Annotated in this window: 18 protein-coding genes and 1 tRNA gene; 10 read left to right on the top strand and 9 right to left on the bottom strand. The window is 46.8% G+C overall.

The window, feature by feature from the left end; genetic code table 11:
• From B5D77_RS25305 to B5D77_RS25290, 3 genes are all read left to right on the top strand, one after another.
• Positions 1-762, top strand: coding sequence for a DUF3887 domain-containing protein (locus tag B5D77_RS25305; RefSeq protein WP_106909905.1), 762 nt, complete (start codon positions 1-3; stop codon positions 760-762).
• 46 nt (positions 763-808) lie between these two features.
• Positions 809-2107, top strand: a complete 1299-nt coding sequence (gene eno, locus B5D77_RS25300; protein ID WP_008200287.1) for a phosphopyruvate hydratase — start codon at positions 809-811, stop codon at positions 2105-2107.
• Positions 2108-2614: 507 nt separating this feature from the next.
• A complete protein-coding gene (locus B5D77_RS25290; RefSeq protein ID WP_008200286.1) occupies positions 2615-2782 on the top strand; it encodes a YqaE/Pmp3 family membrane protein in 168 nt (55 codons plus the stop codon).
• Positions 2783-3074: 292 nt separating this feature from the next.
• Here B5D77_RS25290 and B5D77_RS25285 read toward each other — a convergent pair whose 3' ends face one another.
• Positions 3075-3464 (bottom strand): AbrB family transcriptional regulator, encoded by a 390-nt coding sequence (locus tag B5D77_RS25285; protein ID WP_008200283.1) that lies wholly within the window; start codon positions 3462-3464, stop codon positions 3075-3077.
• 300 nt (positions 3465-3764) lie between these two features.
• On the opposite strand from B5D77_RS25285, the gene B5D77_RS25280 reads away from it, so the two are divergent.
• From B5D77_RS25280 to cbiB, 3 genes are read left to right on the top strand one after another with little or no spacing between them, the layout of a single operon-like run.
• The gene (locus tag B5D77_RS25280) at positions 3765-4208 is read left to right on the top strand and encodes an RrF2 family transcriptional regulator (RefSeq protein WP_002783777.1); all 444 of its coding nucleotides are present in this window, start codon (positions 3765-3767) and stop codon (positions 4206-4208) included.
• A complete protein-coding gene (locus B5D77_RS25275; protein ID WP_081504661.1) occupies positions 4156-4629 on the top strand; it encodes a GFA family protein in 474 nt (157 codons plus the stop codon). The genes B5D77_RS25280 and B5D77_RS25275 overlap by 53 nt, the downstream gene beginning before the upstream one ends.
• A gap of 2 nt (positions 4630-4631) precedes the next feature.
• Positions 4632-5612 (top strand): adenosylcobinamide-phosphate synthase CbiB, encoded by a 981-nt coding sequence (gene cbiB / locus B5D77_RS25270; RefSeq protein WP_008200278.1) that lies wholly within the window; start codon positions 4632-4634, stop codon positions 5610-5612.
• Here cbiB and B5D77_RS25265 read toward each other — a convergent pair.
• Positions 5583-5927 (bottom strand): hypothetical protein, encoded by a 345-nt coding sequence (locus tag B5D77_RS25265; RefSeq protein WP_008200276.1) that lies wholly within the window; start codon positions 5925-5927, stop codon positions 5583-5585. The two genes, cbiB and B5D77_RS25265, sit on opposite strands and share 30 nt — an antisense overlap.
• 361 nt (positions 5928-6288) lie before the next feature.
• Positions 6289-6957: a 1-acyl-sn-glycerol-3-phosphate acyltransferase gene (locus B5D77_RS25260; protein WP_106909904.1), complete on the bottom strand. Its 669-nt coding sequence runs from the start codon at positions 6955-6957 to the stop codon at positions 6289-6291.
• A 212-nt stretch (positions 6958-7169) separates the two neighbouring features.
• Here B5D77_RS25260 and B5D77_RS25255 point away from each other — a divergent pair, with 212 nt between their 5' ends.
• Complete coding sequence (locus B5D77_RS25255; protein ID WP_106909903.1) at positions 7170-7370, top strand: hypothetical protein; 201 nt, start codon at positions 7170-7172, stop codon at positions 7368-7370.
• Between the two features lie 64 nt (positions 7371-7434).
• Here B5D77_RS25255 and B5D77_RS25250 read toward each other — a convergent pair whose 3' ends face one another.
• The 3 genes from B5D77_RS25250 to B5D77_RS25240 form a co-directional block, all read right to left on the bottom strand.
• Positions 7435-8625: an FtsW/RodA/SpoVE family cell cycle protein gene (locus B5D77_RS25250; protein WP_008200263.1), complete on the bottom strand. Its 1191-nt coding sequence runs from the start codon at positions 8623-8625 to the stop codon at positions 7435-7437.
• Positions 8626-8695: 70 nt separating this feature from the next.
• Complete coding sequence (locus B5D77_RS25245; protein WP_106909902.1) at positions 8696-9640, bottom strand: isoaspartyl peptidase/L-asparaginase; 945 nt, start codon at positions 9638-9640, stop codon at positions 8696-8698.
• 234 nt (positions 9641-9874) lie between these two features.
• A tRNA-His gene (locus B5D77_RS25240) sits at positions 9875-9947 on the bottom strand.
• A gap of 101 nt (positions 9948-10048) precedes the next feature.
• Here B5D77_RS25240 and B5D77_RS25235 point away from each other — a divergent pair.
• On the top strand, positions 10049-10435 hold the full coding sequence (locus tag B5D77_RS25235; RefSeq protein ID WP_008200259.1) for a DUF4359 domain-containing protein: 387 nt from the start codon (positions 10049-10051) through the stop codon (positions 10433-10435).
• A gap of 82 nt (positions 10436-10517) precedes the next feature.
• On the opposite strand, the gene B5D77_RS25230 is transcribed toward B5D77_RS25235, so the two are convergent.
• On the bottom strand, positions 10518-11036 hold the full coding sequence (locus B5D77_RS25230) for a DUF3122 domain-containing protein (RefSeq protein ID WP_008200258.1): 519 nt from the start codon (positions 11034-11036) through the stop codon (positions 10518-10520).
• 185 nt (positions 11037-11221) lie between these two features.
• Between B5D77_RS25230 and B5D77_RS25225 the strand changes: the two genes are divergently transcribed.
• The gene (locus B5D77_RS25225; protein WP_232306162.1) at positions 11222-11467 is read left to right on the top strand and encodes a hypothetical protein; all 246 of its coding nucleotides are present in this window, start codon (positions 11222-11224) and stop codon (positions 11465-11467) included.
• Here B5D77_RS25225 and B5D77_RS26815 read toward each other — a convergent pair.
• Entirely contained in the window at positions 11375-11599 is a 225-nt protein-coding gene (locus B5D77_RS26815; RefSeq protein WP_232306161.1) for a DNA cytosine methyltransferase, read from the bottom strand. The two genes, B5D77_RS25225 and B5D77_RS26815, sit on opposite strands and share 93 nt — an antisense overlap.
• 219 nt (positions 11600-11818) lie before the next feature.
• On the opposite strand from B5D77_RS26815, the gene B5D77_RS25215 reads away from it, so the two are divergent.
• Positions 11819-14446, top strand: coding sequence for a chloride channel protein (locus tag B5D77_RS25215; RefSeq protein WP_106909901.1), 2628 nt, complete (start codon positions 11819-11821; stop codon positions 14444-14446).
• Between the two features lie 8 nt (positions 14447-14454).
• On the opposite strand, the gene B5D77_RS25210 is transcribed toward B5D77_RS25215, so the two are convergent.
• Positions 14455-14835: a DUF1830 domain-containing protein gene (locus B5D77_RS25210; protein WP_008200251.1), complete on the bottom strand. Its 381-nt coding sequence runs from the start codon at positions 14833-14835 to the stop codon at positions 14455-14457.
• Between the last annotated feature and the right edge of the window lie 173 nt (positions 14836-15008).

Raw genomic sequence — 15008 nt, 5'->3', positions numbered from 1 at the left:
ATGATGCGGCTTTCATTAGCGAAACGGGTATCGATTCTCTCTTTGTGTTTAATTGGTTTTTCCCTGCCTTGGACCGCGTTCAGCGTTTCACCGGTACAGGCGAACCTAGAACCGACTGCGATCGCTATTGGTGATCCCGTCCGAGAAGAAAAGCAAGCTCGGCAGTTAGTAGAATGGTTGGGAACTAAACAATACGACAAAGTTATTGCAGCTTTGTCACCCCAACTAAAACCCCTCTGGACTGCCGAAAAACTACAAAAGGTCTGGGAAAGCCAAGTAACTGACCATACTGGACCGTTTAAGCGCATTGTCAAAAGCAAGCTACTCGATGCTATCAATGCCAATCTGGTGATTGTCACCGTTGAATTTGAGAAAGTTACCGAAGATGTGACAGTTACCTTTAACCGGGCTGGTCAGATAGTTGCCGCCGATTTTCCCGAATTTCGCAGTATTTCTGAGATTGGCGATGCTTTTGTCAAGGCTTTGGCCAATAAAGACTACGGCCTGGCCAGAGGTTATCTACACCCTTTTCTCAAAGCTGAGGTTTTCCCCACCAGAGTGCAAGGCGCTTGGGAAAATTTACTTAAGCGTACCGGCCCCGTGCGTCGGGTTGTGGGAACTCAGGTCAGAAAAGGTTCGGATACGGACGGCGTGGATTTGGTGTTGGTGACGATTCAATTTGAAAAACTGACGGATACTTTAATCCTCGTTTTTGATGATCAAAAGCAGATTGTCAACGTGGATTTCCCTTTAGGCAATTAGTAATCGGCCGAAATTACCCCGTAAATTGAGTTGGAGACGATAAGTTATGTTAGATAAAATCGAAGTTCCCATCGAAGCGATCGCAGCTAGGGAGATTCTAGATTCCCGCGGCCGTCCCACGATCGAAGCGGAAGTGCTGTTAGAATCGGGGGCGATGGGTTTGGCCCAGGTCCCCAGTGGCGCTTCTACGGGCAGTTTTGAAGCCCACGAATTGCGCGATGATGATCCCCAGCGTTACGGTGGCAAGGGTGTCCTGAAAGCGGTTCGCAATGTCCACGAAAAAATTGTCCCGGTTTTGCAGGGGATGAATGCTTTCGACCAAGCTAGTGTCGATTTAGCTATGATTGATCGCGATGGCACGGCCAATAAACGAGAATTAGGGGCTAATGCTATCCTGGCCGTCTCTCTGGCTACGGCCAAAGCGGCGGCGGCGGATCTGGGCTTGCCTCTCTATCGTTATCTCGCAGGTCCGATGGCCAATGTGCTACCCGTCCCGATGATGAACGTGATTAATGGTGGTTCTCACGCCGATAATAACGTCGATTTTCAGGAGTTTATGATCTTCCCCATCGGGGCCGATTCTTTTAAGGAGGGTTTGCGTTGGGGGGCGGAAGTATTCGCCGCTTTGGGTAAGGCCTTGCACGAACGCAAATTACTGACCGGTGTGGGCGATGAGGGCGGTTATGCTCCTAATTTGGCTTCAAATCAGGAAGCTTTGGATATTTTGATTGAATCGATCGAACGTGCTGGTTATAAACCGGGGTCGCAGGTGGCTTTGGCTATGGATGTGGCCGCCAGTGAATTCTATAAGGATGGTCAATACATCTACGATGGTTCGGCCCATTCTCCAGCCGAAATGGTGGACTTTTTGGCCAGTTTAGTTGATCGCTATCCGATTATTTCTATTGAAGACGGTTTACACGAGGAGGATTGGGATAACTGGAAATTATTGACCGATAAACTGGGGGCGCGGATTCAGTTGGTGGGCGATGATTTGATGGTGACTAATCCCATCCGTCTGCAAAGAGCGATCGATCTGGGTATTGCTAACTCGATCCTGATTAAACTCAATCAGATCGGTTCTTTGACGGAAACCCTACAAACGATCGCCCTGGCTACCCGTCACGGTTATCGTTCTGTTATCAGTCATCGTTCCGGAGAAACGGAAGACACCACGATCGCCGATCTGGCGGTAGCTACTAATGCCGGACAGATTAAAACTGGTTCTCTCAGTCGCAGTGAACGAGTGGCTAAGTATAATCGCTTATTACGCATCGAAGAAGAATTGGGCGATCGGGCGGTGTACGCGCCGAAAGTCGGCCTCGGTCCAAAATTCTCGGCCTAAAATTTGAAAAAAGTTTGCAGTGATCGAAAAAGGGTGTTATACTAAAATCACTGATAACTGATAACTGGTCACTGACTATTGTGGTACTTCGCTGAAACCCTTTTCAGCGAAGTATTTATTTTTGGCCTTTTTTCTGCACGAAGGTATGATTTTTGGATCAAAGGTGTTATACTAAAATTACTGATAACTGATAACTGGTCACTGACTATTGTGGTACTTCGCTGAAACCCTTTTCAGCGAAGTGTTTATTTGGGAGGGTGTTGACCAGAGCAAGGACGATGGGCGCACCGATAAAAGCCACTAAACCCTTAACTGGGAATCCTGGGACGAGAATCGAGGCTAACCAGAAACAAAAGCCCTAGAATCGGTTTAACCAGTGCGTTGACTCAACCAATAACTGCCCCCGCAACCATGGCCACAATAATCGCCACTATTTTATACCAACTTCAAGGGGAGCAAGCTTAATATAGAATTAAGGTTCACTAAACTCTTTTTGAGGTATGGACAATGTTTCTCCGCTTAGTTTGTGCGTTTTTTTTGCCACCCCTAGCCGTATTTTTGACCAGAGGACTGAGTTTAGCCTTTGTTATTAACATTATCTTAACTTTAATCGGTTATGTCCCCGGCATTATCCACGCTTTCTGGATTCTCTCCAAAGAAGCCGAGAATTCCTAGTTAGCATCCCGGAAGATGCCAGTTTTTCCGGTCGCTGCATTGGACATCTCCAATAGTTAGAGTTTGCTGACAAAGTTTTTCCTGAAGTTAGGGGGTCAGGTGTGGGGTTTTAGCCATTTTCAGGGAAAAAGCACCTAAATTTTCCCCCTGATCACTCCAAAAGTCTAAAAGTCTTATCCAACAAAGTTTTTAGCTTTACTCAGCCAGCCCTATCTAGATACTGAAAGACCAATTGAGGATAAAATACCTAGTTTCAAAGGAGAGAGTTAAACGGCTCTCTCCTTAATTATTGCTATTCGTCGTCCTCGCTGGCGCCAACTTGCTTGAGATGAATATGTTTTCTCCCCAAAGTAATTTCAAATTCATCTCCCGGTTTAAGTCCCATTTTTTTGGTGTAGGCCGAACCGATCAGGAGATTATTATTTGATTGGACACTGATCCGGTAGCTGGCCGAGCGGCCACCCCGTCCCTGGCCATTGGCACTGCTATCTAAGTCAATTCCCTCGGCATCGATTAAAGCATTGAGAAACTTCATCATATTAACGCGTTCGATACCATTTTTTGTCATGGTATAGTAGCCGCATTCCCGGGCTTTTTCCTCTTTGCTGAGGTTGCCTAGCTGTTTAACTTTCTCAATTAGTTCGAGGCCAGTCAGGGGTTCTGGATTAGTAGTTTTGTTCATTTAAGTTCGCGGCAGATAAGTAAAGGTTAGGGTCATCAAGGCCAGTCGAGGAGAATTGCTTCCCCTGACCAGAAACAATCGGGTTACGATTGATCTCTACACTTATCTTACACGGTATAAACTAAAAATTATCACTTGCTTGGGGAAATTGATTGTAATCGATTACACTCTATCTCTCGATAAAAATCTTAACAGAATTGATCAATGTTGATCGAGATGCTGGGCTAGGGGAGGTTAGCCTTTCTGTCATCAATGAGAGCAGGAGGTAGGATAGAGATAAAGAGGGAAAAATGAGGGATAATGAAGCTAACAACTAGGGGTCACTATAGTGTTAAAGCCTTGCTGGATCTTAGTTTACAACCTAGGGGAACTCCCGTATCGGTAAAATCGATCGCTCTGCGTCAAGATATCCCGGCCGCTTATCTAGAGAAATTGCTGATAGAAATGCGACGAGCGGGGTTAGTTCGTTCCTTTCGGGGAGCGCAAGGGGGTTATCAGTTAGCCAGGCCGGCAAATCGGATCTCGTTGGGGCAAATTTTAGAGGCGGTGGGAGAGACGATCGAGCCATTATCAGGTTATCATCCCAGGGACGAACAGGCAGAAGATTGGGTGACATTTACTATCTGGAAACACCTACACGAGAAATTAAAAGAGGCCCTGGGGAAGATTACCTTAGCCGATTTATACTACGATGCGCGTAGCTGGATCGCCGCTAGGGGAGAGGAAACCAGCTTTATCGTTTAGTAGTTTAGAAGTTATGACAGCAACAAAACAAGCAAAGATTTATGGGGGAGGTTGTCACTGTGGAGCGATCCGTTTTCAAGTGGCGATCAAGCATGATCAAGCTCTAGACTGTAATTGTTCGATTTGTCAGAAAAAAGGTTTTCTGCATCTGATTGTTCCTTCAGCACAATTTACCCTCCTAAGCGGTGAAGATTTTTTAAGTACCTACACATTTAATACCCACACAGCCCAACATTATTTTTGTCGTGTTTGTGGTATTCATCCTTTCTATCGTCCCCGCTCCCATCCTGACGCTATAGATATAAACCTGCGCTGTTTGGAGGGTAATGTCTTAGGGGATTTTCAGCTCCAGTTCTTTGATGGGGCTAACTGGGAAGACAATATCGAGAAAATTCGGGATATCGATGGGAAAAGGGAGTAATTGTGAAGGAAGCGGCAACGGCGATCATTTTAGTATTAGGGGCGGTTTTAGATTATCTGATCGGCGATCCCTGGGGATGGATTCATCCAGTGCAGGTGATGGGGGCGATTATTGCCGTTGCCACAAAAGTTATCCTTAATTGGACGCAGGAAAAAATTCGCCAACGTTTAGGGGGCATAATTCTGGGACTAGGTTTAATTATCTTGGCTGGGGTCTTAACTTGGCTAGGAATCCAATGGTTAGGTCAGGTCAATTTGCTGCTGAGTTGCCTAGTACAAGTGATTCTCTTGGCTAGTTGTTTAGCTGGTAGAAGTTTACGCCGGGCTGCTGAAACAGTCATCGCAGCTTTACAAGCGGAAAATATCACCTTAGCTCGTTGCCAACTAAGTTTATACGTTGGTCGCGACACAGATAATCTCGGCCAAGAAGAAATCCTTCGCGCCCTATTAGAAACTGTCAGTGAAAATGGTGTGGATGGAGTTACCGCGCCGCTTTTTTATGCCCTTCTCGGTGCTTTTCTGGGGGTGGGACCAGTGCCCCTCGCTTGCGCTTATAAAGCCGCTAGTACCCTCGATTCGATGATTGGCTATCGTCGGCCACCCTACACCCATATGGGCTGGTTTAGTGCCAAAAGCGAGGATGTTTTGACATGGCTACCCTGTCGTTTAACGGTCTTAACTCTCGCCCTAATTTCGGGCCAGCCGGGGCGGGTTTTAAGCATTTGTTGGCGCGATGCCCGTCGGGATCCTAGTCCTAATTCCGGTTGGAGTGAATGCGTCTATGGGGCAATTTTGGGGGTGCAATTGGGGGGGAAAAATCAATACCGAGGCCAGATTGTCGAAAAACCTTTATTGGGGGATAACCTCAACCCGATTACTGTCAAAACCGTCGAACAGGCTTTGCATTTAACTCGTACTTGTGTATTACTTTGGTTGGCGATCGCTGTTAGCTGCCTAATTGCTAGAGATTTTGCTCAATTTTAGCGACCACAGGCGACGGCGTTGACGGGATTGACGCTGCCAGTAACGGATAATTAGGGAGAAGGTCAAGAATAGGGATTGCAGTATCTGTATCTGTCCCCAGAGACGTTGATAGTTTTGTCGGAGATAATGGGTTTTTGCCCCAGCGATGATAATATATTCTGGAGCGGGGTAAAAAATATGGTGTAAACGTCGTTCCACCCGGTTTAAAATTTTGGTCACTCGCCCTAAAATCCGCCGCAATTGCCACAATTTCCAGACTAGAAAGCAATTAAATAAAGTTAAGCCTAGATTGAAGCCGAGGACAAAAAAGAACATGGTCGAGGCGATGGTCGAGTTATGCCAATTTTAACCCACATTCCCCACTTCAAAGTGTCGGGGAAAGAAATCCCATCAGCTGCCCGGGTATTTAGGGTTTGCTTAATAAATCTAAAAACCTTGTTGGATAAGCTGTTCGTAATTTAAATTGCTTGTTGAGATCACGCGGTCGGCAGGAGTCAGTATTCAGGAGATAGGAGACAGGTTTTGGAGGTTGGGGTTTTGGGGTTTTAGTTCAATTTCCCCACTTCCCCACCCCCCCAATTCATAATTCATAATTCATAATTCCCACTCCCCCTATACCCCACACCCCACACCCCACACCCTGTCCCCAAGAAAAACTTTTTGCCGCAGACCCTAGTTAGCGTCCGAGGGCGTGTAATCCGTTAATAATTTCGGCACAGCGCTCGGTAACTGCCTGTAAAGCTTCTCTTTTGTTAGAAATCGGTGGCGGCAGCACTTCGCCGATGCGAATAGTTAAGGGGATACTATGGGGAAAAGAAGAACCTTTTTGAAAAATCTTTTCTGTCCCCCACAAACTGACGGGTAATAGGGGAACTCCCGCTTTAGCGGCAATCATCGCCGCACCTAGTTTTGGTTGATGGATCAATCCGTCCTCGGTGCGCGTTCCCTCCAGAAACACTCCCACTGCCCAGCCCGCCGCTAATGCTCCCATCGCCGCCCGAATTGCCCCGCGATCACCACTGCCGCGTTTGACGGGATAGGCCCCATAAAGAGCGATCGCCTGTTTTAAAATCGGGATGGTAAATAATTCCTCTTTAGCCATATAAGCTACAGGACGACCTACGGCACAGGATAATAGGGGTGGATCGAAGTAACTGGCGTGATTGCAGACGATAATCAGAGGATGACGCCGGGGGACATTTTCCACTCCGTAAACGTGACCACGAAAATAGCCGTGTAGGGTGGGGCTAACGATCGACCATTTAAAGAGATGATATAAAACTAAACTGGCAAAAGGTTCTCGCTCTTGAGGCTGGTTCATGACTGACAACTGTTCCCTAGACATGGAAAAGCCCTTGGGAGTCTTGCCGTGTTTCGACCCCAAGGACTTTGCTTTCTTCTCACTCCTCACACAATTAAAATATATAGTAATTTATTGGTTAGGGAAAGGTTAAGCGTGCCGCTTTCTTAACTGGCATAATTACTTACCTAGGGTTGGCTGAAAAAAAGTTGGGTTAAAATATAAAGGCCAAATCTAGTTAGAAAAAGAGAGTTTTTATGGAAAAACAGGTAAATTGTGCTGTAGATTGCCTAAATGGTTGTATTTTAGGCGATCGATGCCCCAATCAAGTCCATGCCGCCGAAGCAGCCAAATTTATTGCCGCAACTTCTTTGGAAAAGATGTTAGAAATGGCAGAAGCCGCTAGACTGAAAAAACTGACGCAACCGACCCAATGGATTATTCCCGAGGATTTCTAGGGTTTGGCCGGGGAATTGGGTTAGAAGTCAGTATTGAGGAGACTCCGAGACAGTATTTAGCTTTTTAGCCGTCAGCCATCAGCTTTTTCTCCCTGCTCCCCGCACCCTTCTGCCAAGTCTGGCGCTCCCCGGTCTCATTTTCTTCCCTAGCCACCCGGATTAAGAGGGCCGCTAAAAAGAGACTAGCTAAACTGGAACTGCCGCCATAACTAAAGAGGGGGAAAGGTAAGCCGGTAGTGGGTAAAGAACCAGTGGCCACACCGATATTTAACAGGGATTGACCGATTAAAATTACCATCGCCCCGATCGCCACTAATTTTTTGATGCGATGACGACATTTAACCGCCACGATCAGGGCGAGAGTAGCGTAGAGAAATAGCATGATTAACAGTAAAATACCGCCAACAAAACCAAATTCCTCGCCAAAGACAGCGAAAATAAAATCCGTATCCGGGAAGGGTAGATAAAATAATTTTTGTTGGGATAAACCGTAACCGCTGCCGGTAGTTCCGCCAGAACCGATCGCCAGTAAACTCTGCACTAATTGATAACCATCACCCCGGGGATCCTGCCAGGGGTCTAGGAAAGATAAAATCCGTTTTCTCTGGTATTCGCGGAAAGTAACACTAACCACAGCCATAGTTACACCCAGTAAAGCGGTGCTGGTCATGTAGGATAAAGGCAGACCAGAGGCAAGAGCGATCAGCCAGAGAGTTATACCACACAGAGCAGTGGTACTCAAGTTAGGTTGTAAGAGAATGCCGGCTAGAATTAGCCCAAAAATAGCGATCCAAGTTAACCGTTGATTGACATTTAAACGCGGCCAACCACCGAAAACCGCCGCCCCTTGCAGGACGAGAAACGGTTTCATAAATTCTGACGGTTGCAAGAGAATCGGCCCGATTTTAATCCAACGGGTGGCACCATTGATATTAGCTCCTAAACCGGGGATAAGAGTGATCAAAATTAATCCTAAAACTAATAAAATCATCCAGGGGGCGATTTTGAGGAGTTTCTCGATCGGCAATCGCACCAGGAAATTAAAGCCAATTAAGCCAATCCAAAGCCAGATTAATTGGCGGATAAAATAGTATAGTCCGTTATCAAAGCGACTGTCAGCCAGAGCGTAGGAGGCGGAAAAAAGCACGACTAACCCGACTGACAGCCACAAAAAAGTCATCCAGCGCAATAACCGCGCTTCGGCTGACCAGTTTTTCACATCGGGGTCAAAAATAGGAATAATATATTGCCACACGGAGATTTTCGAGAAGAAGTATCTTGCAGAGATTAACCGAGAAGACTAAGTTCGATCGCAGTTTGTTCCACTATCCGACGGCGACATGGCCGATTAAACCGACATTTTCACCGTGCCATTCTAGGGTATCACCGATCGCCTGACCGTCGTGATAGGCAGCCAAGAGAATTTCCGCCGTTTTTCCCCAAACAATATTCCCCTGACGATCAAGGGAAATCATGCCCAGATCCCGACCATTAGTTTGGGATTCGTGCATGGATTTCTCCACGGCAGCGGCGAGGGAAAAACCATCGGTGACGCGAATAACCACCTTAGCGGCTAAACACTCATCGATAATATCTTCCCCGACTCCCGTACAACTTACTCCTGCCCATGGATTCGCATAATTGCCCGCTGGCATGGCACTGTCACTAACGCGACCGATTCTTTCTAGTCCCTTGCCTCCGGTAGAAGTTCCGGCGGCGATGTCTCCTTGTTGATCAAGGGCCACCACCCCGATGGTTCCCCGTTGCGCTGACGAGTCGGCGAATAAACGGGCCATTTTGCGATTAAAATTCGTCTTTCTTTCCTCCATCCATTCTTGAATCCGATAATCGGTTAGGGGATCATAGAGGGGAATTTGTAATTCTCGGGCCAGATCGGCAGCTCCAATTTCCGAGAGAATGCGATCCTCTTGACTTTGGAGAAAGTGGGCTAGGCTAATGGGATTCTGTACCCGCGAGACGTTAATGACACCGCTTAAACGCTGATGACGACCATCCATCAAGGCTGCACTCATTCGCACCTGACCGTCCGATTGCACCACCGAACCAGTCCCAGCATTAAATCGCGGTTCATCTTCCAGTAACATACATCCTTTTGTCACCGCCTCCACAGCATTTGCACCATTGTCAAGGAGGTTGTAAATATTCTTAACAATCCCCCGGAGAGAATCGCGCACCGATTCTAAACCACCTTTGTCCTCTAGGGAACTCGCTCCCCCATGAATAATTAACTTCGGGTTTACTCTGGTCATTATTGTTCTAACTTCACATTACCGATCGGATCTAAACTATCACGTTATCGCTACTCCGCTTCTCTAGTGCCGTCTTAACTGGTAAGTAGGGTTTGCGGCAAAAAGTTTTTTGTGGGGACAGGGTGTGGGGTGTGGGGTGTAGGGTTTTACCGATAACGAATTGATTGGGGATTTGAGCGGGTAAGTGCCAATTGACTCCCTTAAAGCCTAATCATCAGCGATCCTTAAAAAGAGGGCGAACGAGGGGACTCGAACCCCCGAGTGGTGGAACCACAATCCACTGCCTTAACCACTTGGCTACGCTCGCCGTACACATATCTACTATACCAGAAAAGGAATCATTGACAACAGGTTTTTTATCCTAATTCGGGCTATGGTTAGGGTAAGTGAGTGATGATTTGAGAGCTTATGAAATTGGCAAGGTTAGGGGGAATGGTGGTAGGAGTGGTTTTAGGGGGAATTGCGGGAATATTGCTGACAACTAACCCCAATCGTCAAGATTACGAACAATACGCTTCCCAGAGGTTAACTAGCTATCTCAAGGATAATGTCTGCGCTCGGGCGCAAGCTTCCCTCGAAGTGCAGGCTCTCTTGCGGGGTTACTGTAAAATGTTGGTGGATACGGGTCATCCTTTTTTACAAGAAGCGATCGCCACTAACACCACTAGAAAGAATTTTGTCATTTTCAGCGTTTATCAAACGGAATTATGGTTCCCTCCGCCTTTACCTAGTTATCACTTCAGCACCGTCGGTTTTTTGAATAAATTATACATCTACGAAGCTTTAGAACTATAGTCAGACAATTGAAATTTTGATAGTGATTTTATTGTAGTGGTGATAGCTGAAACTTTGCCTAATTGGGCATTTTTTTTTATTGTCAGTGATGGGGATTTCCTCCATTTACGGAAAAAAGCAGACTTTGCCATTCCAAAAGTACAGGAGTCGGGATACTGAGAGAGCGGGGATTGTCTAGGGGTAGGGAAAGCTCGATCGCTTCGGTAACGGGTAGCTGTGCTAAGATATCCTGCATCTTGTATTGACCAACGTTAGCTGCGGGTGATTCTTGGGCAAAAGCATCCTCAGCCGCTAAAATTTGGCCTTTAGCAGTGGTTATCGTTAATCTTTCCGGGTGAAGAAACTCAATCCCCTCTGGAAATCCCACCAAGCGCAAACTAATTTCTACCGTTTCCCCATCTTTAACTCGTTTAAATAACACCACCTGCCAAGGACTACCGGTATCATCGCGCAAACTATGACGGGATTGATACAACAGCTGCCCCGGTCCTTCTGGCTGTTGTCTGGTTAGAGCTAGTGCGGACAAGGAAAAATCGATTTGAAGGCTGATAAATACCAAAAAACTGACGATAACACAAAATAATAATAGAAATCGTTTCATAACTTTATTGACATTAGCTAAAAAATATGGTATGAGCTTCGGCACTTGAGCCAAATCAATATAATTATATCACTATATAGTTAATTATTCAAAAAAAGATGCTGTCAAGGGAAGTGGAGCGGCTTTTGTCCGCAAAGACATTGTATGATTGATTAGATAAATTGATGGTTGCAAGTAACTTCGAGATGGCTAACAAACCCGATGAATTTGCCAGAACAGAAATCAGCGATAGTCTGAAAGAGGAAGCAGAGCAAGAAATCCGCGAAAAACAGAAAATAGTTGATTACGACACAAAGGAATATCCTGTGGAAGTTTTAGTTCAAAAATATAAAGATGGTTTAGAGGACGACATCAATGAACTTTATATACCAGATTACCAAAGAGAGATGATCTGGCCAGAAGCTCACCAGTCGAAGTTCATTATTTTTTAAAATAAACTGGGCTTTATTATTATGTTCGTAGGGAAATTGACAAGCTGGGTCGATATCATAACCCGCTTTAACGATTAGTCCAGCTTTCTCAAAACCATGGGTTAGCCCCCCAGCCCCACAAAATAGATCCACTGTAGAGATATGGTCAATCAATGACAAGCTTTATATCCTCCGCTCAAAGATAGGGACAACCTTCGATCCTAGCCCATCGATCGAAAAACTACTATTGGGTCCACTGGTAGAAACAAGGTGAACAGTCACAGAACTTAACGGCCTATGATTAAAGAGACGAGGAATCAGAACCCAAAATAAATCCTCGCCCTGCCATTGCCTTGATTCTCCCTGATAATTATGGGACTTTTTGCCCGTCACCAAAACCTCCGTCAGTGGTTTAAATCCCAACACTTCGGACGTAGCGCGACCGATAGTCGTTATGCTTTACTGGTAGCCTGTTTCATCGGAATTCTCTCCGCCCTTGCCGCTATTATCCTGAAATTGGGCATCGGTTGGTTAGGTGGTTGGCGGGTGCATCTAGTAGCCAATTCCTCTCCTTTCCTAGTTTTGCCCCTCGGCGGTTTTCTGCTTGGTTATAGCGCTGGTTGGATTGTCGAACACTTCTCCCCCGCGGCCGCTGGGGGGGGTATTCCCCAAGTAAAAGCGGCCCTAGCTAAATATCCTTTGCCCCTGTCTTGGCGCGTTGCCGTCGTAAAAATGATCGGGGCGATCCTGATCCTTGGCGGTGGTTTAACCCTTGGTCGTCGGGCCCCGACGGTACACATCGGGGCAGCCCTAGCGGCCCAATTAAGCGTATGGCTGCCCACCAGTCCCGATCACCGTCGTCAGATGATCGCAGCCGGGGCAGCCGCGGGGTTAGCGGCCGGTTTTACTACTCCCATCGCCGGGGTCCTCTTTGTGATCGAGGAATTAATGCGCGATGTTTCCAGTATGACCCTAGAAACGGCGATTGTGGCTTCCTTTACCGGGGCCGTGGTTTCGATGATGCTGCAGAATACCCCCTCGATCATCACTGAATATGCCAATATTAGCTTCTCTGCCCAAGAAATACCCATTTATTGCCTTTTAGGGGCTTTAGCGGGCTTATTGGGGGCTTTATTCAATCAAGGCATCCTTTTTTGTAGCCAGCTGCAGCGGCGTTGGCGGTTATCTCTGGCTTGGCGCATCGGTCTGGTCAGCTGGTTATCGGGAACGGTAGTGGCTTTTTTACCCGACTTTTTTCGAGATAATACGGGTTTACGCGAGTTTTTGCTGGCAGGGGAATTAAGCTGGCAGAATACCGCCCTCGCTTTTGTGGTCTATTTTTTCCTGACGATGATCTCCTACAGTTCCGGCGCCCCTGGAGGACTGCTCGCCCCCGCTTTGGTGTTGGGATCCTGTTTGGGGTTTCTGGTGGGGGGAATCGAGACGAAAATTATGGGTTTCGGCAGCGAACCTAGTTATGCTTTAGCGGGTATGGGGGCCTTTTTTACGGGAGTAGTCAGGGTTCCGGTAACGGCGATCGTGATTGTCTTTGAACTGCATCGCAATTTTAATATTGTGCTGCCCCTGATGTTGACCTGTGCCGTTTCTTATATCACTGCCGAAAGCATTCGCCCCGGTTCCCTCTATCAGCATTTACTTTCCGCTAGTGGTATTATTCTCAACGAGGAAACCCCGGCTAACGATGTGCTGGCCCATCTGTCGGCTATGGATGTGATGCAATCGCAGGTGGAAATTCTGGCGGCGGATTTACCCCTGGGGGAAGTGGTGAAAATTATGTCCCGTTCCCATCATCGCGGTTTTCCCGTGGTGGAACAGGGGCGACTATTGGGGATTTTTACCCAAAGTGATCTGGATAAATGGCGATCAAAAAACAGTCAAACCGTCCTGCGGGAGATGATGACTCCCAATCCGATTACGGTGGCTCCCCAGGCAGCTTTAACCGATGTTTTATTTCTGTTGAATCGCTATCAGCTTTCCCGTTTACCCGTTACCGACGGTCAAAAACTGGTGGGGATCATCACCCGCACTGATATTATCCGGGTGGAAGCTGATCAATTAGGGGGGGTTTGTCAACTGCCCCAACCCAGTACTCCTTCCTATGTGGTTTATCAAACTCGTTCTCCGGCTGTGGGAATAGGCCGGATTTTGTTACCCATTGCCAATCCCGACACCGCTACCGCTTTGTTTAAAATTGCCGCTGCCATCGCCCGTGAACGCAATTATGAGATAGATTGTCTCTATGTGATTACTGTGCCTCGTCTTAGTTCTCCGGCGGAAGTCCGGGTAGATACACGCGAAGGACGCAAATTACTTCATCGTCTGGAAAGATTAGCCCGTCAGCAGCATATCTCTGTTCATACGCAAATTTCCGTGGCTCAGGACATCGCCGACGGGATTTTGGCCACGATTCGCGAACGACACAGCAATTTATTAATTATGGGTTGGACGGGGGAAAAATCGACTACTGGGGCGATTTTTGGGTTTTCAGTCGATACTTTGATCGCCCAAGCTCCCTGTGAAACCATCTTGGTAAAATTAGGAACAAAGGATTGTTTTCCCAACGATCCTAATCGGGAAAGGATTTGGCTGATTCCCACCGCCGGCGGTCCGAATGCCCAACGCGCTTTAGCATTATTGCCTAGTTTGCTGTCCTTGTCCGAGTCTTCGGATCATCCCAAACTTTGGTTATGTAAAATCTATTCTCCGACGGAGTTACTGCCAGACCTGTCCACTTTGGAAGTTTTACAAGCATCTTTACAGAAAGCGATCGCAGAGCCGATTGTACCTTTACCGATTCGTTCGGCCTCTCCGGCCGAGGCAGTCATTGATCTGGTAGAATCGGAGGATTGTTCTTTGGTGCTTTTGGGTGCATCGAGGGAAAGTTTGCTCAATCAGTTATTAAATGGCAATATCCCCTCGACGATTGCCCGTGCCGTTAACTGCACTGTGATTCTCGTACGAGGGGAATTATCAGATTAGGTTATTAGCTAGGCGGAAGCTAAAGTTAAACTGAAGGGTACGGTATTGTCAATTTTCGCCCCTTGACTTTCCTCTAGGGAATGGGGGTAGAATATTTCCCCGTCTAGTTGACCCTCGGAGTCATCGTCATCCCCATCGCTGATATAAAGGCGCTCACAGGGGATGTTATCGGAAAGGATAGCACTGGCTATCATCCCCGTGTGAATCTCTAAGAAAGCATCCGCTAGGGTCTCAAATACTAAACGCTGTCCGGGGAAAACCACCCTTTCAAAATACCAGTTAGCAATATTGGTGATGCGAACAATTTGAATATGACTGGTCGCATTGACATAACAACAAAGAATACTATTTTTCTTGCCGTTGGGGAGGGGATCGAGAATTTGTGCCATAGCAATCGGGGTGATCTTAAAGTGGGTTTGTCATCGCTCCTTCACCGTAACATCCTTTGATCCCCGATAGTTGTAAAGATGATTACATTACTCTGATAAAAATCTACCGATAGCTTTTTCTGGTGATAGAAAGCGGTTTTTATTAAAAAATCATTAAATTTAACTAATGCCTA

Source organism: Microcystis sp. MC19 (assembly GCF_003019735.1).
Classification (GTDB): domain Bacteria; phylum Cyanobacteriota; class Cyanobacteriia; order Cyanobacteriales; family Microcystaceae; genus Microcystis.
This window is presented reverse-complemented; position numbering and strand designations above follow the sequence as displayed.

Excerpts from the sequence above, each read along its gene's own strand:
- B5D77_RS25305 (WP_106909905.1), top strand. The coding sequence starts at position 1 with ATGATGCGGCTTTCATTAGCGAAACGGGTATCGATTCTCTCTTTGTGT.
- eno (WP_008200287.1), top strand. The coding sequence starts at position 809 with ATGTTAGATAAAATCGAAGTTCCCATCGAAGCGATCGCAGCTAGGGAG.
- B5D77_RS25290 (WP_008200286.1), top strand. The coding sequence starts at position 2,615 with ATGTTTCTCCGCTTAGTTTGTGCGTTTTTTTTGCCACCCCTAGCCGTA.
- B5D77_RS25285 (WP_008200283.1), bottom strand. The coding sequence starts at position 3,464 with ATGAACAAAACTACTAATCCAGAACCCCTGACTGGCCTCGAACTAATT.
- B5D77_RS25280 (WP_002783777.1), top strand. The coding sequence starts at position 3,765 with ATGAAGCTAACAACTAGGGGTCACTATAGTGTTAAAGCCTTGCTGGAT.
- B5D77_RS25275 (WP_081504661.1), top strand. The coding sequence starts at position 4,156 with ATGCGCGTAGCTGGATCGCCGCTAGGGGAGAGGAAACCAGCTTTATCG.
- B5D77_RS25265 (WP_008200276.1), bottom strand. The coding sequence starts at position 5,927 with ATGTTCTTTTTTGTCCTCGGCTTCAATCTAGGCTTAACTTTATTTAAT.
- B5D77_RS25260 (WP_106909904.1), bottom strand. The coding sequence starts at position 6,957 with ATGTCTAGGGAACAGTTGTCAGTCATGAACCAGCCTCAAGAGCGAGAA.
- B5D77_RS25255 (WP_106909903.1), top strand. The coding sequence starts at position 7,170 with ATGGAAAAACAGGTAAATTGTGCTGTAGATTGCCTAAATGGTTGTATT.
- B5D77_RS25245 (WP_106909902.1), bottom strand. The coding sequence starts at position 9,640 with ATGACCAGAGTAAACCCGAAGTTAATTATTCATGGGGGAGCGAGTTCC.
- B5D77_RS25235 (WP_008200259.1), top strand. The coding sequence starts at position 10,049 with ATGAAATTGGCAAGGTTAGGGGGAATGGTGGTAGGAGTGGTTTTAGGG.
- B5D77_RS25230 (WP_008200258.1), bottom strand. The coding sequence starts at position 11,036 with ATGAAACGATTTCTATTATTATTTTGTGTTATCGTCAGTTTTTTGGTA.
- B5D77_RS25225 (WP_232306162.1), top strand. The coding sequence starts at position 11,222 with ATGGCTAACAAACCCGATGAATTTGCCAGAACAGAAATCAGCGATAGT.
- B5D77_RS25215 (WP_106909901.1), top strand. The coding sequence starts at position 11,819 with ATGGGACTTTTTGCCCGTCACCAAAACCTCCGTCAGTGGTTTAAATCC.
- B5D77_RS25210 (WP_008200251.1), bottom strand. The coding sequence starts at position 14,835 with ATGGCACAAATTCTCGATCCCCTCCCCAACGGCAAGAAAAATAGTATT.